We start from the raw sequence: 19,625 nt of genomic DNA, 5'->3' as shown, positions 1-19,625 counted from the left end.
GCGGCCCCGCCTTCCGCGCGTTTCCTGGAGACTCCCCGATGGCGCTTGAACGCTCCGACGTGGAAAAGATCGCCCACCTGGCCCGCCTGGGGCTCGGCGAAAGCGAGATTCCGCAAACCACCGAGACCCTGAACAACATCCTCGGCCTGATCGACGCCATGCAGGCTGTGGACACCGACGGTGTCGAGCCGCTGGCCCACCCGCTGGAAGCCACCCAGCGCCTGCGCGCCGACGTGGTCACCGAGCAGAATCATCGCGATGACTACCAGGCCATCGCCCCGGCCGTGGAAAACGGCCTGTACCTCGTGCCGAAAGTCATCGAATAAAGGAAAGGGTTTCCCATGCACCAACTGACCCTGGCCGAGATCGCCCGTGCGCTGGCCGCCAAGCAGTTTTCCGCCGAAGAGCTGAGCCGCGCGCTGCTGGGCCGCATCCGCCAGCTCGACCCGCAACTGAACAGCTTCATCACCGTCACTGAGGAACAGGCCCTGCAACAGGCCCGGGCCGCCGACGCTCGTCGCGCCGCCGGCGAGAGCGGCGCCCTGCTCGGCGCGCCGATCGCCCACAAGGACCTGTTCTGTACCCAGGGCGTGCTGACCAGCTGCGCCTCGAAGATCCTCACCGGCTTCCAGGCGCCGTACGACGCCACCGTGGTCGAGAAGCTCGCCGCCGCCGGCGCCGTCAGCCTCGGCAAGCTGAACATGGACGAGTTCGCCATGGGCTCGGCCAACGAGTCCAGCCATTACGGCCCGGTGAAAAACCCCTGGGATACCAGCCGCGTACCGGGCGGCTCCTCCGGCGGCTCGGCCGCCGCCGTGGCCGCGCGACTGATCCCGGCCGCCACCGGCACCGACACCGGCGGCTCGATCCGCCAGCCGGCGGCACTGACCAACCTCACCGGCCTCAAGCCCACCTACGGGCGTGTGTCGCGCTGGGGCATGATCGCCTACGCCTCCAGCCTCGACCAGGGCGGCCCGATCGCCCGCACCGCCGAGGATTGCGCCCTGCTGCTGGGGGCCATGGCCGGCTTCGACCCGAAGGATTCCACCTGCGTCGACCAGCCGGTGGACGACTACCTGGCCGCGCTGAACCAGCCGCTGGCCGGCCTGCGCATCGGCCTGCCGAAGGAGTACTTCGGTGACGGTCTCGATAGCCGTATCGCCGAGCGCGTGCTGGCCGTGGTGGAAGAGCTGAAGAAGCTCGGCGCCACCGTGAAGGACATCAGCCTGCCGAACATGCGGCACGCCATCCCGGCGTACTACGTGATCGCCCCGGCCGAGGCCAGCTCCAACCTGTCGCGCTTCGACGGCGTGCGCTTCGGCTACCGCTGCGAGAGCCCGGTCAACCTCGAAGACCTGTACAAGCGTTCGCGCGGTGAAGGCTTCGGCGCCGAGGTGAAGCGCCGCATCATGGTCGGCACCTACGCGCTGTCGGCCGGCTACTACGATGCCTACTACCTGAAGGCGCAGAAGATCCGCCGGCTGATCAAGAACGACTTCGTCGCCGCCTTCAGCGAGGTGGACCTGATCCTCGGCCCGACCACGCCGAACCCGGCCTGGAAGCTCGGCGAGAAGGCCAACGACCCGGTCGCCGCCTACCTGGAAGACATCTACACCATCACCGCCAACCTGGCCGGTATTCCGGGCCTGTCCATGCCGGCTGGCTTCGTCGACGGCCTGCCGGTGGGCGTGCAGCTGCTGGCGCCGTATTTCCAGGAAGGCCGCCTGCTCAACGTGGCGCACCAGTACCAGCAGGTCAGCGACTGGCACACCCGCGCGCCGGAAGGGTTTTAAAAGGCTTGCCCCCTCTCCCCAACCCCTCTCCCGCGAGGGGAGAGGGGCTTACAGAATTCGAGGAACGCCCCACATGCAATGGGAAACCGTGATCGGCCTGGAAATCCACGCCCAGCTCTCCACCCAATCGAAGATCTTCTCGGCCAGCGCCACCACCTTCGGCGCCGAGCCCAACACCCAGGCCAGCCTGGTCGACCTGGGCATGCCGGGCACCCTGCCGGTGCTGAATGAGCAGGCCGTGCGCATGGCGGTGAAGTTCGGCCTGGCCATTGACGCCGAACTGGGCCGCACCAATGTGTTCGCGCGCAAGAACTACTTCTACCCGGACCTGCCCAAGGGCTATCAGACCAGCCAGATGGACCACCCCATCGTCGGCAAGGGCCACCTGGACATCACCCTGGAAGACGGCACGGTCAAGCGCATCGGCATCACCCGCGCGCACCTGGAAGAAGACGCCGGCAAGAGCCTGCACGAGGACTTCCATGGCATGTCCGGGATCGACCTGAACCGCGCCGGCACGCCGCTACTGGAAATCGTCTCCGAACCGGATATCCGCTCGGCCAAGGAAGCGGTGGCCTACGTCAAGGCCATCCACGCCCTGGTGCGCTACTTGGGGATCTGCGACGGCAACATGGCCGAAGGCTCGCTGCGCTGCGACTGCAACGTGTCGGTGCGCCCCAAGGGCCAGGAAGCGTTCGGCACCCGCGCCGAGATCAAGAACGTCAACTCGTTCCGCTTCATCGAGAAGGCGATCAACCACGAGATCCAGCGGCAGATCGAGCTGATCGAGGACGGCGGCAAGGTCATTCAGGAAACCCGCCTGTATGACCCGAACAAGGACGAGACCCGCTCCATGCGCGGCAAGGAAGAAGCCAACGACTACCGCTACTTCCCCTGCCCCGACCTGCTGCCGGTGGTGCTGGAGGACAGCTTCATCGAGCAGGTGCGCGGCGAGCTGCCGGAGCTGCCGGCCGAGAAGCGCGCACGCTTCGAAAGCCAGTTCGGCCTGTCGACCTACGACGCCAGCGTGCTGAGCGCCAGCCGCGAAATGGCCGACTACTTCGAGGCCGTCCAGCAGGTCTGCGGCGACGCCAAGCTGGCCGCCAACTGGGTGATGGGCGAGCTGTCCAGCCTGCTCAACAAGGAAGGCCTGGACATCGAGCAGTCGCCGGTCTCTGCCGCCCAGCTCGGCGGGCTGATCCAGCGCATCCAGGACAACACCATCAGCGGCAAGATCGCCAAGATGGTCTTCGAAGCCCTGGCCGCCGGCGAAGGCGCGACGGCCGATGCGATCATCGAAAGCAAGGGCCTCAAGCAGGTCACCGACAGCGGCGCCATCGAAGCCATGCTGGATGAGGTGCTGGCGGCCAACGCCGAGCAGGTCGAGCAGTACCGCGCCAGCGACGAGGCCAAGCGCGCCAAGATGTTCGGCTTCTTCGTCGGCCAGGCCATGAAGGCCTCCAAGGGCAAGGCCAACCCCGGCCAGGTGAACCAATTGCTCAAGAAGAAACTCGAAGGTTGATTACCCGTCGGCCATGGAAGGCCGGCACCGGGGCATGCCGTATCCGGGCGGATCACCGGCATGCCGTTATCCTGCCCATCGTGGGCGCCTAACCCATCCGGTCCTCGCATGCGTTATCTCTTTATCCTGCTCAGCGCCGTACTGTTATTCGCCTGCAGCAACCCCGGCAACCAGCACACCGCGCTGCTTCCCGCCCCGGTCGAAGCCAGCCCGCACAAGACCCTGGAAGGCAAGGCCTCCTGGTATGGCCCGCGCTTTCACGGTCGCAAGACCGCCAGCGGCGAGCCCTTCGACCAGCATGACCTCACCGCCGCCCATCGCAGCCTGCCCTTCGGCACGCGTGTGAAAGTCACCAACCTGAAGAACGGCAAGTCGGTGGTGGTGCGCATCAACGACCGCGGCCCCTATGCCAAGGGACGGGTGATCGATCTGTCGCGCGCCGCCGCCAAACGTCTGGACATGCTGCGCAGCGGTGTCGCCCAGGTGCGCGTGGAGCGATTGACCAGCCGCAATTGAATACCTTTTTCTCGCCCTGATGGCGTGGCCGGCACAAGCGCGGCCCCGCTGAACGAAACCCTTCGGGCCCGCCGGCCCGCTTCCAGGATGCACATTCATGAGTCTGATGACGTTCGTCTATCTGATCGCGGGGCTGATCCTGCTGGTGATCGGCGCCGAGCTGCTGGTACGGGGCGCCGCGCGCCTGGCCGCGCGCTTCGGCATCTCACCCCTCGTGATCGGCCTGACCGTGGTGGCCTTCGGCACCAGCGCGCCGGAAACCGCCGTCAGCGTGCAGTCGGCACTGGCCGGCAGCGGCGACCTGGCGATCGGCAACGTGGTGGGCAGCAATATCGCCAACGTGCTGCTGATCCTCGGCCTCACCGCGCTGATCGCGCCGCTCACGGTGTCGCGCCAGCTGATCCGCCTGGACGTGCCGATCATGATCGGCGCCAGCCTGGTGGTGTTTGCCCTGGCCTGGGATGGCGAGCTGAGCCGCCTCGACGGCGCCCTGCTGTTTGCCGCCGTGGTGATCTACACGCTGTTCCTGATCGTGCAGAGCCGCAAGGATCCGGGCAGTGCCAGCGATGAGTTCGGCACCGAATACGGCCTGCACGAGACACCCAAGCCCTACGCCTGGGCCCGCGATCTGCTGTTGCTGGTCGCCGGTCTGGCGCTGTTGGTGGGTGGCGCCAACCTGCTGGTGGAAGGTGCCGTGTCACTGGCGCGGGCGCTGGGCTTTTCCGAGCTGGTCATCGGCCTGACGGTGATCGCGGTCGGCACCTCGCTGCCAGAGCTGGCCACCTCGCTGATCGCCGCCGTCAAGGGCGAGCGCGATATCGCGGTAGGCAACATCGTCGGCAGCAACATCTTCAACCTGCTGTGCGTGCTGGGCCTGGCCTCGCTGGTATCGCCTGCGGCGATCTCGGTCTCCCCCAACGCCCTGGCCTTCGATTTCCCGGTGATGATCGCCGTGGCCGTGGCCTGCCTGCCGGTGTTCTTCGTCGGCTACCGGATCAACCGCTGGGAAGGCCTTCTGTTCCTGGCTTACTACGTCGCCTACACCAGCTATCTGGTGCTGTTCAGCGTCGGCTTGCCGCAAGCCAGCATTCTCGGTCATGCCCTGGTCGGCTACGCCCTGCCGCTGACCGCCGTCACCCTGCTGGTGATCGCTGGCAACGCCTGGCGCCGCCAGCGCTGAATCCTTCAGGTCAGCCTGCGCGCTGTAACAGCCGCAGGCCGATCAGGGCACAGACCGCGCCCGGCAGCACCACCGCCAGCAGGGGCGAGAAGCCAAATACCAGACTGGCCGGGCCTAGCAGGTCCTGGATGATGCGGAACACGAAGCCCACCAGCACGCCGGTGAAGATGCGCTGGCCGAGGGTCACCGAGCGCAGCGGGCCGAAGATGAAGGATATGGCCAGGATCACCAGCGAGGCGGTGATCAGCGGCTGCAGCACCTTGCCCCAGAACGCCAGCCAGTAGGGGCCGTTGTCCAGCCCCTGGCCGCCGAGGAAGCGCGCGTACTGCCACAGGCCACTGATGGACAGGGCGTCCGGTTCGGTGATCAGGGTGCCGACCAGCTGCGGCGTCAGTTCCACCCGCCAAATCTCGGTGGGCTGCCGGATGACCTCGGTGCTCTGCTCGGCGAAACGCGTGCCGACCACTTCGTGCAGGACCCAGTGATCGCCGACGAACTCGGCGCGGGCGGCAAAGCTCGACTCCCGCAGTACCCGCGCGTCATCGAAGGTAAAGCGCGTGATACCCAGCATCACGCCATCGCTGCGCGCGGCGTTGATGTGCACGTACTGGTTGCCTTCCCGATGCCACAACCCCTTGGAGCTCAGCGCCTGACCACCGTTGCGCGCCATTTCGCGCTTGAAATCGGCGAGTACCTCGGTTTTCGGCATCACGAATTCGGACAACGCCAGGCCCAGCACCATCAGCAGCAGCATCGGCGCCATTACCGCCCCGACGATACGCACCAGCGGCACACCGGAAGCGCGCATCACCGTCAGTTCGCTGCTGCTCGCCAGCGTGCCCAGGCCGATCAGGCAGCCGATCAGCGCGCCCATCGGAAGCAATTCATACAGACGGCGTGGCGAAGTCAGCAGCACATACTCGATCACCTCGGGCACGCCGTACTGGCCGCGCATGAAAGCCAGCTCATCGATCAGCGCGAACAGCAGCGACAATCCCCACAGGACCCCGAGGACCGCCAGAATGGACATCAGCACCTGGCGACCGATGTAACGATCCAGCCGGTTCATGGGCGACCCTCCTGCCGGGCGGCGCGCAGCGCGGCCCACTTCAACGACAGCGGCTCCCAGAAGAAGATCAGCGCGCCAATGATCAGGAACAGCAGGTGCACCCACCAGAGGCCGATCTGCGGGGGGATGCCGCCCTTTTCCACCTGGCTGCGCATGGCGATCAGCAGGCCGAGATAACTCATGTACAGAAACAGCGCCGGCAGCAGCTTGAGGTAACGGCCCTGGCGCGGGTTGGCCTTGGCCATCGGCACGGCGAACAGGGTCATCACCAGCACGATGAGCGGCAGCGACAGACGCCACTGCAGCTCCGCCTGCTGGGCCCGGCCGGCGTGTCCCCACAGGCTGGCGGTGGGATCATCATCCAGGCTGCGATTAGGGGTCAGGCCGCCCTCCGGGCTGGGCAGCAGCACGCCGTAGCGGTCGTACCGCAGCACCCGGTAATCCGCATGGCCCGGGACGCCGTCGTACCGGTAGCCGTTCTCCAGAACCAGATAGCGTCGGCCATCCTCCTGGATCAGCTGCCGACCGGTTTCGGCCACCAGGTTGGTGATCTGCCCATTCTTGTCACGCTCAGTGATGAACACGCCGTTCAGCACCGTTCGCTCGGCATTCAGGGACTCGGTGTAGGTCACCCGGCTGCCGGAGCTCAGCTCCTGGAAGCGCCCCGCGGACAGCGTCTCCAGTTCGCTCAGGTTCTTCTGCGACGCCAGCAGTTCCCACGAGGACTGGGCGCTGGTCGGCGCCAGCGCCAGCGACAGCCAGCCCACCACCAGCGCCAGCAGCGCGGCCGGCCCCAGGGTGTAGAGCAGCAGGCGCTGCTGGCTCATGCCGGACGCCGACAGCGCGGCCATTTCGCTTTCCAGGTACAGGCGGCCGTAGCTGAGCATGATCGCCAGGAAGAAGCCCAGCGGCAGGATCAACTGCAGGAAACCCGGCATGCGATAGAGCATCACCCACATCAGCACGCTGGGGTCGAGCATGCCCTGCGCCGCCTGTGCCAGGTACTTGATGAAGCGCCCGCTCATGATGATCACCAGCAGCACGGCGCTGACCGCGGTGGCGGTGACCAACAGCTCGCGGGACAGGTAGCGGAAGATGATCACACGGGGCACTCCAGGGTTGTCAGCCGCGGGCGGCAACGCTCACACTAGCCGCATTCTCGGGCCGGCCCACCGTCCGGCGAGCCACTGAAATCAGCCGGCGATTATCCTGCAAAGCCGACCCTTTGTCTTGGGGACACACAGCAATGGAATTCCTTGTCAAAAATACCCGCCCGGAAACCCTGAAGACCGCCACGCTGGTGCTGGCGGTCGGCGAAGACCAGCAGCTGGGCGAGCAGGCCCGTGCGGTGGACACCGCCAGCGAGGGCGCGCTGGGCGCGCTGCTCAAGCGTGGCGACCTGGCCGGCAAGCCGGGCCAGACTCTGCTGCTGCAGGGCCTGCCGAACATCAAGGCCGAGCGCATCCTGCTGGTCGGCCGCGGCAAGGAAGACTCCCTGTCCGCCAAGCAGTTCCGCAAGGTGCTCGGCGCCACCTTCGGCGTGCTCAAGGAACTGGCCGGCGGCGATGCCGCGCTGGCCTTCGACGACGTGCAGGTCAAGGACCGCGACGCCTACGGCCGCGCCCGCCTGATCGCCGAGTGCCTGGCCGACGGCAACTACGTATTCGACCGCTTCAAGAGCGAAAAGGCCAAGCCGCGCAAGCTGAAGAAGATCACCCTGCTGACCGCCGCCACCGATGACGCCGAGCGCGCCACCCGCCAGGCCAGCGCCATCGCCGCCGGCATGGCACTGGCCCGCGATCTGGGCAACCTGCCGCCGAATCTGTGCCACCCGAGCTTCCTGGCAGAACAGGCCGAGGCGCTGGCCGTCGAACACAAGCACCTGAAGGTCGAAATTCTCACCGAGAAAAAGCTGCGTGAGCTGGGCATGGGCGCCTTCCTCGCCGTGGCCCAGGGCAGCGAGCAGCCGCCGCGACTGATCGTCCTGCAGTACCAGGGCGCGAAGAAGAAAAGCGAGCAGCCCTACGTGCTGGTCGGCAAGGGCATCACCTTCGACACCGGCGGCATCAGCCTCAAGCCCGGCCCGGGCATGGACGAGATGAAGTACGACATGTGCGGCGCCGCCAGCGTGCTCGGCACCTTCAAGACCGTGCTGGAACTCGGCCTGCCGATCAACCTGGTCGGCCTGCTGGCCTGCGCGGAGAACATGCCGAGCGGCCGCGCCACCCGCCCGGGCGACATCGTCACCACCATGAGCGGGCAGACCGTGGAGATCCTCAACACCGACGCCGAAGGCCGCCTGGTGCTGTGCGACACCCTGACCTACGCCGAGCGCTTCAAGCCCAAGGCCGTGGTGGATATCGCCACCCTGACCGGCGCCTGCATCGTCGCGCTGGGCAGCCAGACCTCCGGCCTGATGGGCAACGACGACGCCCTGGTGCAGCAGCTGCTGGGCGCCGGCGTGGCCGCCGACGACCGCGCCTGGCAGCTGCCGCTGTTCGACGACTACCAGGAACAGCTGGACAGTCCGTTCGCCGACATCGCCAACATCGGCGGCCCGAAGGCCGGCACCATCACCGCCGCCTGCTTCCTGTCGCGCTTCACCAAGGCGTATCCCTGGGCGCACCTGGATGTCGCCGGCACCGCCTGGATCAGCGGCGGCAAGGAAAAGGGCGCCACCGGCCGCCCGGTCCCGCTGCTGACCCAGTACCTGCTGGACCGCAGCGAGGGCTGATCCTCCCGCGCGGGCGTCGAGATCCGGCGCCCGCCTCACCTGACCCGGAAGCCGCATGCCACGCGTCGAGTTCTACGTCCTGCCCGATACCGATCCGCGCCAGCGCCTCAAGGTCGCCTGCCAGTTGGCCGGCAAGGCCTGGCGCGCCGGCCTGACCGTGTTCATCCGCGGCGCGGACGAGGCCGACTGCGAAGCGCTGGACAACCTGCTGTGGAGCTACCGCAGCGCCAGCTTCATCCCCCACAACCGCCACGAGGATGGCGCGGATGCCCCGGTGGTGATCGGCGTCGACCAGCAACCGGCCCATGCGCAGGGTCTGCTGATCAACCTGCACCCCGATCTGCCTGCCGACCCCGAGCGCTACAGCCGGGTGATCGAGATCGTCAACCAGGCGCCCGAGCTGCTGACCATCTGCCGGGAACATTTCCGTCAGTACCGCCAACGCGGCTATGCTCCACAGCGTGTCGAACTCTGAGCGTCCACCAGCCGTCATGGAACGCAAACCGCCGCCCCGCCCCACTTCCCCGCTGCAAAGTCCGGGCGCGCAACGCCCTCGGGTCGCCCCCGAGCCGCCGTTGCTCACCGATGCCCTGGATGCCGATGGCATTCCCGTGCTCAGCGATGTGCTCGAGCCGGGCGTTCTTCCGCCAAAGCCGGCCGCCGCGCCGAGTACCGAGCGGCGCAGCAACGACGAGTTGCGCAATGCGGCCGAGCTGGTCTTCCAGGAAGTGCTGGATGAGTACCTGCCGCGCATCGAGGACGAAATCCGCAAGCGGCTGCGCCAGCGCATGGGCACCCTGATCCGCGCCGGGAAGTCGTAACGGGAACGCGCCGCAGGGAAATTCGTGCGGCAAAAGCCGCTCCCACAGGCATCGCGGCTTTGCCTTATACTCACCGGCTTTTTCCGATCAGCCGTTAAGGGTCCCGCCGCATGGACAAGACCTACCAGCCGCACGCCATTGAATCCCGTTGGTACGCCGAATGGGAGGCGAACAACTATTTCGCCCCGCAAGGGTCCGGCGAGTCCTACACCATCGCCCTGCCGCCGCCGAACGTGACCGGCAGCCTGCACATGGGCCATGGTTTCAACAACGCGATCATGGATGCGCTGATCCGCTTCCGCCGCATGCAGGGTCGCAACACCCTGTGGCAGCCGGGCACCGACCACGCCGGCATCGCCACCCAGATGGTGGTGGAGCGCCAGCTGGCCGCGCAGAACCTGTCGCGCCATGATCTGGGCCGCGAGAAGTTCCTGGAGAAGGTCTGGGAATGGAAGGAGCAGTCCGGTGGCACCATCACCCGGCAGATCCGTCGCCTGGGCAGCTCGGTGGACTGGTCGCGCGAGCGCTTCACCATGGACGAAGGCCTGTCCGAGGCAGTCAAGGAAGCCTTTGTGCGCCTGCACGAGGACGGCCTGATCTACCGCGGCAAGCGCCTGGTCAACTGGGACACCAAGCTGCACACCGCCATTTCCGACCTGGAAGTGGAGAACCACGACGAGAAGGGCCATCTCTGGCACCTGCGCTATCCGCTGGCCGAGGGCGCGAAGACCGCCGAAGGGCTGAGCTACCTGGTGGTGGCCACCACCCGCCCGGAAACCATGCTCGGCGACGCCGCCGTGGCCGTACACCCTGAGGACGAGCGCTACAAGGACCTGATCGGCCGCCACGTGCTGCTGCCGCTGGTCAACCGCCTGATTCCCATCGTCGCCGACGACTACGTCGACCGCGAGTTCGGCACCGGCTGCGTGAAGATCACCCCGGCCCACGACTTCAACGACTATGAAGTCGGCAAGCGCCACAACCTGCCGCTGATCAACATCTTCGACAAGAACGCCGCCGTGCTGGCGCGCGCCCAGGTGTTCAACCTGGACGGCAGTGTCAACGAGCACGTCGATGCCGAACTGCCGGCCGCCTATGCCGGCATGGACCGCTTCGATGCCCGCAAGGCCATCGTTGCCGAGTTCGAGGCCATGGGCCTGCTGGAGAAGATCGACGATCACGCCCTGAAGGTGCCCAAGGGCGACCGTTCCGGCACGGTCATCGAGCCCTGGCTGACCGACCAGTGGTACGTGTCCACCAAACCGCTGGCCGAGAAGGCCATCGCCGTGGTGGAGAGCGGCGAGATCCAGTTCGTGCCCAAGCAGTACGAGAACATGTACTTCAGCTGGATGCGCGACATCCAGGACTGGTGCATCAGCCGCCAGCTGTGGTGGGGCCACCGCATTCCGGCCTGGTACGACGAAGCGGGCAACGTCTACGTCGGCCGCGACGAGGCGGAGGTGCGCAAGAAGCACGGCATCCGCAACGACGAGGCGCTGCGCCAGGATGACGACGTGCTGGACACCTGGTTCAGCTCCGGCCTGTGGACCTTCTCGACCCTCGGCTGGCCGCAGCAGACCGACTTCCTGAAGACCTTCCACCCCACCGACGTGCTGGTCACCGGCTTCGACATCATTTTCTTCTGGGTCGCCCGGATGATCATGCTGTCCACCCACCTGATGGGCGAGATCCCGTTCAAAACCGTCTATGTCCATGGCCTGGTGCGCGACAGCCAGGGCCACAAGATGTCCAAGTCCAAGGGCAACGTGCTCGACCCGCTGGACATCGTCGACGGCATCGACCTGGAAACCCTGGTGGCCAAGCGCACCAGCGGCATGATGCAGCCCAAGCTGGCCGAGAAGATCGCCAAGCAGACCCGCGCCGAGTTCCCGGAAGGCATCGCCAGCTACGGCACCGACGCCCTGCGCTTCACCTTCTGCTCGCTGGCCTCCACCGGCCGCGACATCAAGTTCGACATGGGCCGCGTCGAGGGCTACCGCAACTTCTGCAACAAGCTGTGGAACGCCACCAACTTCGTGCTGGAGAACACCGACGGCAAGGACTGCGGCGTCAACGATGAGCCCGTCGAGCTGTCCGCCGTGGACCGCTGGATCATCTCCGCGCTGCAGCGCTGCGAGGACGATGTCACCCGCCACCTGGACGCCTTCCGCTTCGACCTGGCCGCCCAGGCCCTCTACGAGTTCATCTGGGACGAGTACTGCGCCTGGTACCTGGAGCTGGTCAAGCCGGTGCTGTGGGACGAGAACGCGCCCGCCGAGCGCCTGCGCGGTACCCGCCGCACCCTGGTGCGCGTGCTGGAAGTCATCCTGCGCCTGGCCCACCCGATCATGCCGTTCATCACCGAAGAGATCTGGCAGCGCATCAAGGGCCTGGCCGGCAAGGAAGGCCCGACCCTGATGCTGCAACCCTGGCCGGTGGCGAACGAGGCCAGGCTGGACGCCGATGCCGAGGCCGACATCGCCTGGGTGAAGACCTTCATGCTCGGCGTGCGGCAGATTCGCGGCGAGATGAACATCTCCATGGCCAAGCGCATCAACGTGGTGCTGGCCAACGCCAGCGAGCAGGATCGCCGCCGCCTGGGCGACTTCGAGCCACTGCTGGCCAAGCTGGCCAAGCTGGAATCGGTGCGCGTACTGGGCGCCGAGGAGCGCGAGCCGCTGGCCGCCATCGCCCTGGTCGGCGAGATGCGCGTGCTGGTGCCGATGGCCGGGCTGATCGACAAGGATGCCGAGCTGGCGCGCCTGGACAAGGAAATTGCCCGCCTGCAGGGCGAGGTACAGCGCGTCGGCGGCAAGCTGTCCAACGCCAGCTTCGTCGACAAGGCCCCGCCGGCGGTAATCGACAAGGAGCGCGCCAAGCTGGCCGAGGCCGAGCAGGCCCTGGCCAAGCTGGCTGAACAGCGCGAACGCATCGCCACGCTGTAACCTCCCCCGAAGCCCGGAACAGATCGAACCGCGATCTGTTTCCGGGTTTTTCCGCACGCTTGACCTGCGACAATTTCGCTCACCCGTCCAAACAGGCATAATGCCCAGCCATGACGGATGATGGCGCCTGGCTATTACCTCACCAACTTCTCGCCAGCCGAGCCTCCCGCGCACGAATCCCCTCACTTTGGAGTCATGTCCATGTACCTCCTGATGGCAGCCATCTTTATCGTTGGCTATTTGTGCATCGCGCTCGAACATCCGCTCAAACTCGACAAGGCCGCCTCGGCCCTCCTCACCGCCGCCCTCACCTGGGCGGTGCTTGTTTTAGGCGCCGACCAGATCCTGCCGCTGCTGGAGCTCGGCACCCATAACCCGGCGGACTCCTCCGTCTTCGTGGTGGGCGAGCTGCGCCACCACCTGGGCGAGATCGCCGAGATCCTGTTCTTCCTGCTCGGCGCCATGACCATCGTCGAGCTGATCGACGCCCACGGCGGCTTCAAGGTGATCACCGACCGCATCCGCACCCGCAAGCGGGTCACTCTGCTGTGGATCATCGGCCTGCTGACCTTCTTCCTGTCCGCAGTGCTGGACAACCTGACCACCACCATCGTGATGATCTCGCTGCTGCGCAAGCTGGTGCGCGGCCGCCCGGAACGCTGGCTGTATGTCGGCGTCGTGGTGATCGCCGCCAACGCCGGCGGCGCCTGGTCGCCGATCGGTGACGTGACCACCACCATGCTGTGGATCGGCGGCCAGATCACCGCCCAGGGCGTGATCACCCAGCTGTTCATTCCCAGCCTGGTCTGCCTGCTGGTGCCGCTGCTGGTGCTGAGCTTCCGTCTGCGCGGCGAAGCGCCGCGCCCGCGCAGCCAGAAACACCTGGGCGAGAAGCACCCGCCGGTGACCACGCCGTTCGAGCGCAACCTGGTGTTGAGCATGGGCATCGGTGCGCTGATCTTCGTGCCGGTGTTCAAGACCGTCACCGGCCTGCCGCCCTACATGGGCATCCTGTTCGGCCTCGGCGTGCTGTGGGTTGCCACCGAAATCCTGCACCGCGACAAGAAAGACGATCACAAGCACCCGTTGTCGGTGATCGGCGTACTGCACCGCGTCGACACCCCGAGCATCCTGTTCTTCCTCGGCATCCTGCTGGCGGTTTCCTCGCTGGCCACCGCCGGCCACCTGACCCAGGTCGCCACCGCGCTGCGCGACAGCCTGGGCAACATCTTCGCCATCAACTACGCCATCGGCCTGCTCTCTGCCGTGGTCGACAACGTGCCGCTGGTAGCCGGTGCCATGAAGATGTACCCGCTGGTCAGCGACGGTATGCTGGCCTCCGCCGCTGCCGAGGAAACCGGTTGGCTCGCCCAGTTCGTCACCGACGGTCGCTTCTGGGAGTTCCTCGCCTTCTGCGCCGGCACCGGCGGCAGCTCGCTGATCATCGGCTCCGCGGCTGGCGTGGCGGCGATGGGCATGGAGCGCATCGGCTTCTTCTGGTACGTCAAGCGGGTCAGCCTGCTGGCCTTCCTGGGCTATACCGGTGGGGCAGTTGTCTATCTGGCGATCAACGTCCTCTGATGTTCCTCCTCCGGGGCGCTACGGCGCCCCGCCTGACAGGGAAGTCACCTCCATGCCACCGAGCAAGACCAAGACCAGCTTCTACCGCCGCCTGTACGTGGCCTGGCTGATCCACAGCGAAACCGCCAGCAGCGTGCCGGCCATCATGGCCGCCACCGGCATGCCGCGCCGCACCGCCCAGGACACCCTGGAGGCACTGGCCGAGCTGGACATCGACTGCACCTTCGAGCAAGGCGACGGCGAACGCCACAACGCCGGCCGCTACCGCATCCGCGACTGGGGCCCGATCGATCCGCGCTGGATCGAAAACCATCTGCCGCAACTGAAGGCCATCCTCGGCTACCCCTGACTTGATTTTCGTCAAGCGAGAATACTTCTCGTTTGGATTAGCATTGCTCCCAAACCGCATTCCGCTGGGAGTTCCACATGCACCTGCGCCCCACCCCGCTCGCCCTGGCCCTCACCCTGGCCAGTCTGCCCGCGTTCGCCGACACCCTCACCCTGGACAGCACCGTGGTTACCGCCCGTGGCTACGCCAGTGACAGCCAGAACACCCCGCAGGCCATCGAAGTGCTTCGCCCGCAACCGGCCAGCAGCGAACCGTTGGGCAGCCTGCTGCGCGGCGAGCCCGGCCTGGCCGTGCACAGCGACGGCGCCTGGGGGCAGAACCCGGTGCTGCGCGGCCTGAAGAAGGAAAGCGTGGTGCTGCTGGTCGATGGCGTGCGAGTCAACTCCGCGCAGCCGCAGGGCGCGCTGGCCTCGTTCAGCGACCTGGGCCTGGTGGACCGCGTGGAAGTGGTCAAGGGCCCGGGCTCGGTACTCTACGGCAGCGGCGCACTGGGTGGCGCGGTCAACCTACTCACTCCGCCGGCGCGTTTCAGCGACCGGCACCGGCAGGGCGGTCGGTTCGGCCTCAGCGCCGGCACGGTCGACGATGCCCTGAGCGGTGCGCTGCTGCTGGAGGATTCCGGGCCCGATCACGGTCTGGTGGCGGGCGTGGCCGGCAGCGATGTCGGCGACTACGACAGCCCGGACGGTACGCAGGCGAACACCGGCTACCGCTCCAACAGCCTGCTGCTCAAGTACCAGCAGAAGCTCGCCGACGACTACGTGCTGCGTTTCAACGCCCAACGCCACGACGACCGCGACGTCTGGTATCCGGCCTCGCGCAAGTCCGCGCCGCCCGCCCAGGCCGCGCTGCTCGGCGAGATCACCATGCATTCGCCGGAGCAGACCCGCGAGCTCTATGCCCTCGGCCTGGATGCGCCGCTCGGCGTCGGCAGCCTGTCCACCGAGCTGTACCGCCAGGAGGTGTTCCGCCAGATCCGCGCCTGGTCCTCGCGGCAGCAGCGCAACTACGTGGAGAACGACGTCAGCTTCATCACCCACGGCCTGCGCAGCACCTGGCTGGCCTCGCTGGGCGACAGCCACCAGCTGAGCATCGGCGTCGACGGCTGGAAGATGACCGGCGATCCGGAGCGCTACCTGTCGCCGACCGGCACGCGTGTGCTCAACAACCCCTTCGAGGACGGCGAGGTCACCTCCGCCGGCCTGTTCGTGCAGGATGAATACAGCCTCGGCCAGACGCAGTTCACGGCCGGCCTGCGCTACGACCGGGTCGAGGGCGATGCCGCCCAGAAGGGCAGCGGCCCCATGGCGCAGACCCAGGGTCTGAAAAGCAGTGACAACAACCTTTCCTGGTCGCTCGGCGTGGTGCAGCCGCTGACCGACACCCTCAATGCCTACGCCAACCTCGGCCAGGCCTACCGCTCGCCGGACCTGCGCGAGCGCTTCGAGGACGCGGCGCGCGGCGACGGCTACTACCACATCGGCAACCCACAGCTGGACCCGGAACGCTCCACCAGCGTGGAGATCGGCCTCAAGGGGCGCGACGGTGCGCTCGGCTACCAATTGGCGGCCTTCCACACCCGCATCGACGACTACATCGCCGGCCGCGTGGTCAGCGGACAGATGCAACAGGGCCTGCCGGTCAAACGCACGGAAAACATCGACGAGGTGGAGATCTACGGCCTGGAGGGCAACCTCGACCTGCCGCTGGGCGCCTTCCTATTGGATGCCGGCTTCACCTGGCTGCGCGGCGAGAACCAGCAGTACGACGAGCCGCTGTACCAGATGCCCGCCCACGAGCTGCGCCTGGGCATCGGCCAACCGGCCGAGCGCGGCCTGTCCTGGCGCGCCGGCGTGCGTGCGGTGGCCGAGCAGGAGCGCGTCGCTACCCGCTTCGCCAACGGCACCGAGGACGCCACGCCCGGCTACGCGGTGGTCGACGCCCGGGTCGGCTGGGGCTTCGGCAGCCTCGGCGTGCTGGATACCGCGCGCCTCGACCTGCGCCTGAACAACCTGCTGGACAAGCGCTACCACGAACACCTGGCCGACGGCGTCAGCGGCCAGGAACTGGCCATGCCGGGGCGCGGCGCCGTGCTGGCGGTGAGCGGAGCATTCTGATGGGCACTCGTCTGCTGTACCTGCTGTGCGCTGCCCTGCTGTGGGTCGGCGCGGCGCAGGCCGAACCGCGCCAGCGGCTGCTGCTGGCCGGGCCGCTGTCGGCGGTGTCCAACCCGCTGATCCACATGGTCGAGTCCGGCGCGCTCGCCGACCTGGCCGATAACGTGGCATTCGTCAGCTGGCGCGACCCGGACCAGCTGCGGCTGATGGCGCTGAACGGCCAGGCTGACGTGCTGGCCATGCCGGTCAACGTCGCCGCCAACCTCTACAACCGTGGCGCCCCGGTGGCGCTGCTCAACGTCTCCACCTGGGGGCTGCTGTGGATGGTGTCCCGCGAACCGGGACTGACGCGCATCGAGGACTTTCGCGGCAAGGAAATCGCCATGCCGTTTCGCGGCGACATGCCCGACGTGCTGTTCGGCCTGCTCGCCGAGCGCGCCGGGCTGAACCCGCGCCAGGACCTCACGCTGCGCTACGTGGCCAATCCGATGGACGCCCTGCAGCTGCTGCTGATGCGCCGTGTCGACCATGCCCTGCTGGCCGAGCCGGCGGTGTCCATGGCGCTGCGCAAGAGCGGCTCCTTCCCGCTCAGCCTGGTGGCCCCGGAGCTGTACCGCAGCCTGGACATCCAGCAGGCCTGGGGACTGAGCTTCCAGCGCGCGCCGCGCATCGCCCAGGCCGGCATCGCGCTGGTCGGCGCGGCCCGCGAGGACGCCGTTCTGGCCGCGCGCGTCGCCAGCGCCTACGCCGACTCGCTGGCCTGGTGCCAGGCCAACGCCGAGGCGTGCGGGCAGTTGGTGGTCAAGCACCTGCCGGCGCTGCTGCCCGAAGCGGTCAGCGACGCCATGGCGGTCAGCCAGATGCAGGCGAAGGCCGCACCGGACGCCCGCCCGGAGGTGGAGTTCCTGTTCGAGCAGCTGCAGGCGCGCAACCCGGCGCTGATCGGCGGCAAGTTGCCGGATGACGGCTTCTACCTGGACGCCCGCCCATGAGACTGCTGCGCACCCTGCTGGGCGACTGGCCGGCCTACCTGTGGAGCGGCTGGGGTGCCCTGGCCAGCCTGCTGCTGCTGTTCGCCGGCTGGCAGCTGGCCGCCGAGCACTACGGTTCGCTGGTGCTGGCTCAACCCCTGGAGGCATTCGCCTCCCTGGGTCGTTTCTGGGCCGAGGGCAGCGCCGTGCAGGAGCTGGCGATCACCGGCCGCCGTGCGCTGAGCGGGCTGGCGCTGGCGCTGCTGATCGGCAGTGCGCTGGGGCTGGCTGCCGGGGTGTCGATGACCGCCTCGATGATGTCGCGCCCGCTGGTCACCGTGCTGCTCGGCATGCCGCCGATCGCCTGGCTGGTCCTGGCCATGCTGTGGTTTGGCGCCAGCGACGGCACGCCGGTGTTCACGGTGTTCGTCGCCGCCTTCCCGGTGGTGTTCATCGGCGCCCTGCAGGGCACCCGCACTCTGGACGGCCAGTTGCGCGAGATGGCGCGTACCCTGCACCTGCCGCCACACCTGATGGTGCTGGATGTGTACCTGCCGCACCTGTTCTCCTACCTGTTCCCAGCCTGGGTGGCGGCGCTGGGCATGTCCTGGAAGATCGTCATCATGGCCGAGCTGCTGGCCAGCCAGGACGGCGTCGGCGCCGCCCTGGCGATCACCCGTTCGCACCTGGACAGCGCCGGCACCCTGGCCTGGATCAGCGCCGTGGTCGGCCTGCTGCTGGCTATCGAATACCTATTGCTGGAGCCGCTCAAACGCGAAGTCGAGCGCTGGCGGGAGCCGTCCTGATGAGCCATCCACGCCTTGAGGTCCGCCAACTGGCGCACAGCTTCGTGCGCACCCAGGTGCTGGCCGACATTTCCTTCACCCTGAGCGCTGGCGAGATCTGCGCGCTGGTCGGCCCTTCCGGCTGCGGCAAGACCACCCTGCTGCACCTGTGCAATGGCCTGCTGGATGTGCAGGACGGCGGAATCGCCAACGGCTTCGCCAACCCGGTGACACTGTTCCAGCAGCCACGCCTGCTGCCCTGGAAGACCGCGCAGGGCAACATCGCCCTGAGCCTCAAGGCCCGCGGCGTGCCGCGCGCGCGGCGCGAGGCCGCCGCCATCCGCCTGGCCGCGCGCCTGGGCCTGTCGCATGACGACCTGGACAAGTTCCCGCGCCAGCTCTCCGGCGGCATGCAGAGCCGCGTGGCGCTGGCCCGCGCGCTGCTGCCCGAGCCCGACCTGCTGCTGCTCGATGAGCCGTTCGCGGCGCTGGATATCGGCCTGAAGACCGAGCTCTACGCGCTGCTGCAGCAACTGCAGGCCGAGCGCGGCATGGCGGTGCTGATGATCACCCATGATCTGATGGAGGCCGTGCGCCTGTCCGACCGCATCCTGCTCATGGCCGCCGAGCCGGGACGCATCGTCGGCCGCTTCGCCCTCGCCCAGCCCCGCGCGCAGCGCGACGATGCCTGGGTGTATCGCACCACCGCCGAGCTGCTGCAGGAACGCGTGGTGCGCGACAGCTTCGGCCTGCCGGATGCCGTCGCCGTCCAGCCCGCCGGCCAACCGGCAACCCTTTCGGTGCTGCCCGACAGCCCCCTTGACGCGCCCCCCCGGAGCCCGAGCCGATGCTGAAACTCGCCGTTCCCGCCCGATGGCAGGGCGCACCCTGGCTGCTCTGCGCCTTCCGCCCGTTCTTCCTGGCCACCCTGGCCAGCGCCGTGCTGCTGATCGGCCTGTGGCTGGGATATCTGCGCGGCCTGTGGCCGCTGCCGACGGCGCTCGGCGGGCCGCTGGTGTGGCATGCCCACGAGCTGCTGTTCGGCTTCGGCCTGGCTGCCGTGGCCGGCTTCGTGCTCACCGCCGTGCCGGAGTTCACCCGCACCGCGCCGGTGGGCCGGCCGTTGTTCTTCTGGCTGCTGGTGCTGTGGCTGCTGGCCCGCGCCAGCTTCTGGCTCAGCGGCCTGCTCGGCCCCTGGCCGGCGGCGCTGTGCAACGTCGGCCTGGCGCTGGCCCTGCCGCT

Annotated in this window: 18 protein-coding genes; 16 read left to right on the top strand and 2 right to left on the bottom strand. The window is 67.5% G+C overall.

Going from position 1 to position 19,625, the window contains the following annotated elements; all coding sequences use genetic code 11:
* The first annotated feature begins 38 nt into the window (after window positions 1–38).
* The 5 genes from gatC (at window position 39) to AS93_RS0110460 (ending at window position 5,011) form a co-directional block, all read left to right on the top strand.
* Window positions 39–326, top strand: coding sequence for an Asp-tRNA(Asn)/Glu-tRNA(Gln) amidotransferase subunit GatC (gatC, locus tag AS93_RS0110480; protein ID WP_027590570.1), 288 nt, complete (start codon window positions 39–41; stop codon window positions 324–326).
* A 15-nt stretch (window positions 327–341) separates the two neighbouring features.
* Entirely contained in the window at window positions 342–1,793 is a 1,452-nt protein-coding gene (gatA, locus tag AS93_RS0110475; RefSeq protein ID WP_027590569.1) for an Asp-tRNA(Asn)/Glu-tRNA(Gln) amidotransferase subunit GatA, read from the top strand.
* Window positions 1,794–1,866: 73 nt separating this feature from the next.
* Window positions 1,867–3,315: an Asp-tRNA(Asn)/Glu-tRNA(Gln) amidotransferase subunit GatB gene (gene gatB, locus AS93_RS0110470; protein WP_027590568.1), complete on the top strand. Its 1,449-nt coding sequence runs from the start codon at window positions 1,867–1,869 to the stop codon at window positions 3,313–3,315.
* A 108-nt stretch (window positions 3,316–3,423) separates the two neighbouring features.
* On the top strand, window positions 3,424–3,831 hold the full coding sequence (locus AS93_RS19160; protein ID WP_037008957.1) for a septal ring lytic transglycosylase RlpA family protein: 408 nt from the start codon (window positions 3,424–3,426) through the stop codon (window positions 3,829–3,831).
* Window positions 3,832–3,928: 97 nt separating this feature from the next.
* A complete protein-coding gene (locus tag AS93_RS0110460) occupies window positions 3,929–5,011 on the top strand; it encodes a calcium/sodium antiporter (protein ID WP_027590567.1) in 1,083 nt (360 codons plus the stop codon).
* A gap of 10 nt (window positions 5,012–5,021) precedes the next feature.
* Here the strand turns inward: AS93_RS0110460 and lptG are convergent, their stop codons facing one another.
* A complete protein-coding gene (gene lptG, locus AS93_RS0110455) occupies window positions 5,022–6,080 on the bottom strand; it encodes an LPS export ABC transporter permease LptG (RefSeq protein ID WP_027590566.1) in 1,059 nt (352 codons plus the stop codon).
* The gene (gene lptF, locus AS93_RS0110450) at window positions 6,077–7,183 is read right to left on the bottom strand and encodes an LPS export ABC transporter permease LptF (RefSeq protein ID WP_027590565.1); all 1,107 of its coding nucleotides are present in this window, start codon (window positions 7,181–7,183) and stop codon (window positions 6,077–6,079) included. Before lptF ends, lptG begins: the two co-directional genes overlap by 4 nt.
* 143 nt (window positions 7,184–7,326) lie before the next feature.
* On the opposite strand from lptF, the gene AS93_RS0110445 reads away from it, so the two are divergent.
* The 11 genes from AS93_RS0110445 to AS93_RS19150 form a co-directional block, all read left to right on the top strand.
* A complete protein-coding gene (locus AS93_RS0110445) occupies window positions 7,327–8,814 on the top strand; it encodes a leucyl aminopeptidase (protein WP_027590564.1) in 1,488 nt (495 codons plus the stop codon).
* Between the two features lie 55 nt (window positions 8,815–8,869).
* On the top strand, window positions 8,870–9,289 hold the full coding sequence (locus tag AS93_RS0110440) for a DNA polymerase III subunit chi (RefSeq protein ID WP_027590563.1): 420 nt from the start codon (window positions 8,870–8,872) through the stop codon (window positions 9,287–9,289).
* Window positions 9,290–9,305: 16 nt separating this feature from the next.
* On the top strand, window positions 9,306–9,635 hold the full coding sequence (locus AS93_RS19155) for a DNA polymerase III subunit chi (protein WP_234702687.1): 330 nt from the start codon (window positions 9,306–9,308) through the stop codon (window positions 9,633–9,635).
* A gap of 110 nt (window positions 9,636–9,745) precedes the next feature.
* Window positions 9,746–12,580 (top strand): valine--tRNA ligase, encoded by a 2,835-nt coding sequence (locus AS93_RS0110430; protein ID WP_027590562.1) that lies wholly within the window; start codon window positions 9,746–9,748, stop codon window positions 12,578–12,580.
* 201 nt (window positions 12,581–12,781) lie between these two features.
* The gene (nhaD, locus tag AS93_RS0110425) at window positions 12,782–14,161 is read left to right on the top strand and encodes a sodium:proton antiporter NhaD (RefSeq protein ID WP_027590561.1); all 1,380 of its coding nucleotides are present in this window, start codon (window positions 12,782–12,784) and stop codon (window positions 14,159–14,161) included.
* Window positions 14,162–14,213: 52 nt separating this feature from the next.
* Window positions 14,214–14,510, top strand: coding sequence for a winged helix-turn-helix domain-containing protein (locus AS93_RS0110420; protein ID WP_027590560.1), 297 nt, complete (start codon window positions 14,214–14,216; stop codon window positions 14,508–14,510).
* A 77-nt stretch (window positions 14,511–14,587) separates the two neighbouring features.
* Window positions 14,588–16,627: a TonB-dependent receptor gene (locus AS93_RS0110415; protein WP_027590559.1), complete on the top strand. Its 2,040-nt coding sequence runs from the start codon at window positions 14,588–14,590 to the stop codon at window positions 16,625–16,627.
* Entirely contained in the window at window positions 16,627–17,619 is a 993-nt protein-coding gene (locus AS93_RS0110410) for an ABC transporter substrate-binding protein (RefSeq protein WP_027590558.1), read from the top strand. The genes AS93_RS0110415 and AS93_RS0110410 overlap by 1 nt, the downstream gene beginning before the upstream one ends.
* The gene (locus tag AS93_RS0110405; RefSeq protein WP_027590557.1) at window positions 17,616–18,404 is read left to right on the top strand and encodes an ABC transporter permease subunit; all 789 of its coding nucleotides are present in this window, start codon (window positions 17,616–17,618) and stop codon (window positions 18,402–18,404) included. Before AS93_RS0110410 ends, AS93_RS0110405 begins: the two co-directional genes overlap by 4 nt.
* Window positions 18,404–19,237: an ATP-binding cassette domain-containing protein gene (locus AS93_RS0110400; RefSeq protein ID WP_027590556.1), complete on the top strand. Its 834-nt coding sequence runs from the start codon at window positions 18,404–18,406 to the stop codon at window positions 19,235–19,237. The genes AS93_RS0110405 and AS93_RS0110400 overlap by 1 nt, the downstream gene beginning before the upstream one ends.
* The coding region (locus AS93_RS19150; RefSeq protein ID WP_037008953.1) for an NnrS family protein at window positions 19,231–19,625 on the top strand (395 nt) is incomplete at its 3' end. The genes AS93_RS0110400 and AS93_RS19150, both read left to right, overlap by 7 nt.

Source organism: Pseudomonas sp. RL, from assembly GCF_000647775.1.
Classification (GTDB): domain Bacteria; phylum Pseudomonadota; class Gammaproteobacteria; order Pseudomonadales; family Pseudomonadaceae; genus Serpens; species Serpens flexibilis.
Note: the sequence above shows the minus strand (reverse complement) of the source record. Positions and strands in the feature narration are given on the sequence as shown.

What these genes read in the sequence shown, in the direction of transcription:
- gatC (WP_027590570.1), top strand. Translation starts at nt 39, where the DNA reads ATGGCGCTTGAACGCTCCGACGTGGAAAAGATCGCCCACCTGGCCCGC.
- gatA (WP_027590569.1), top strand. Translation starts at nt 342, where the DNA reads ATGCACCAACTGACCCTGGCCGAGATCGCCCGTGCGCTGGCCGCCAAG.
- gatB (WP_027590568.1), top strand. Translation starts at nt 1,867, where the DNA reads ATGCAATGGGAAACCGTGATCGGCCTGGAAATCCACGCCCAGCTCTCC.
- AS93_RS19160 (WP_037008957.1), top strand. Translation starts at nt 3,424, where the DNA reads ATGCGTTATCTCTTTATCCTGCTCAGCGCCGTACTGTTATTCGCCTGC.
- AS93_RS0110460 (WP_027590567.1), top strand. Translation starts at nt 3,929, where the DNA reads ATGAGTCTGATGACGTTCGTCTATCTGATCGCGGGGCTGATCCTGCTG.
- lptG (WP_027590566.1), bottom strand. Translation starts at nt 6,080, where the DNA reads ATGAACCGGCTGGATCGTTACATCGGTCGCCAGGTGCTGATGTCCATT.
- AS93_RS0110445 (WP_027590564.1), top strand. Translation starts at nt 7,327, where the DNA reads ATGGAATTCCTTGTCAAAAATACCCGCCCGGAAACCCTGAAGACCGCC.
- AS93_RS0110440 (WP_027590563.1), top strand. Translation starts at nt 8,870, where the DNA reads ATGCCACGCGTCGAGTTCTACGTCCTGCCCGATACCGATCCGCGCCAG.
- AS93_RS19155 (WP_234702687.1), top strand. Translation starts at nt 9,306, where the DNA reads ATGGAACGCAAACCGCCGCCCCGCCCCACTTCCCCGCTGCAAAGTCCG.
- AS93_RS0110430 (WP_027590562.1), top strand. Translation starts at nt 9,746, where the DNA reads ATGGACAAGACCTACCAGCCGCACGCCATTGAATCCCGTTGGTACGCC.
- nhaD (WP_027590561.1), top strand. Translation starts at nt 12,782, where the DNA reads ATGTACCTCCTGATGGCAGCCATCTTTATCGTTGGCTATTTGTGCATC.
- AS93_RS0110420 (WP_027590560.1), top strand. Translation starts at nt 14,214, where the DNA reads ATGCCACCGAGCAAGACCAAGACCAGCTTCTACCGCCGCCTGTACGTG.
- AS93_RS0110415 (WP_027590559.1), top strand. Translation starts at nt 14,588, where the DNA reads ATGCACCTGCGCCCCACCCCGCTCGCCCTGGCCCTCACCCTGGCCAGT.
- AS93_RS0110410 (WP_027590558.1), top strand. Translation starts at nt 16,627, where the DNA reads ATGGGCACTCGTCTGCTGTACCTGCTGTGCGCTGCCCTGCTGTGGGTC.
- AS93_RS0110405 (WP_027590557.1), top strand. Translation starts at nt 17,616, where the DNA reads ATGAGACTGCTGCGCACCCTGCTGGGCGACTGGCCGGCCTACCTGTGG.
- AS93_RS0110400 (WP_027590556.1), top strand. Translation starts at nt 18,404, where the DNA reads ATGAGCCATCCACGCCTTGAGGTCCGCCAACTGGCGCACAGCTTCGTG.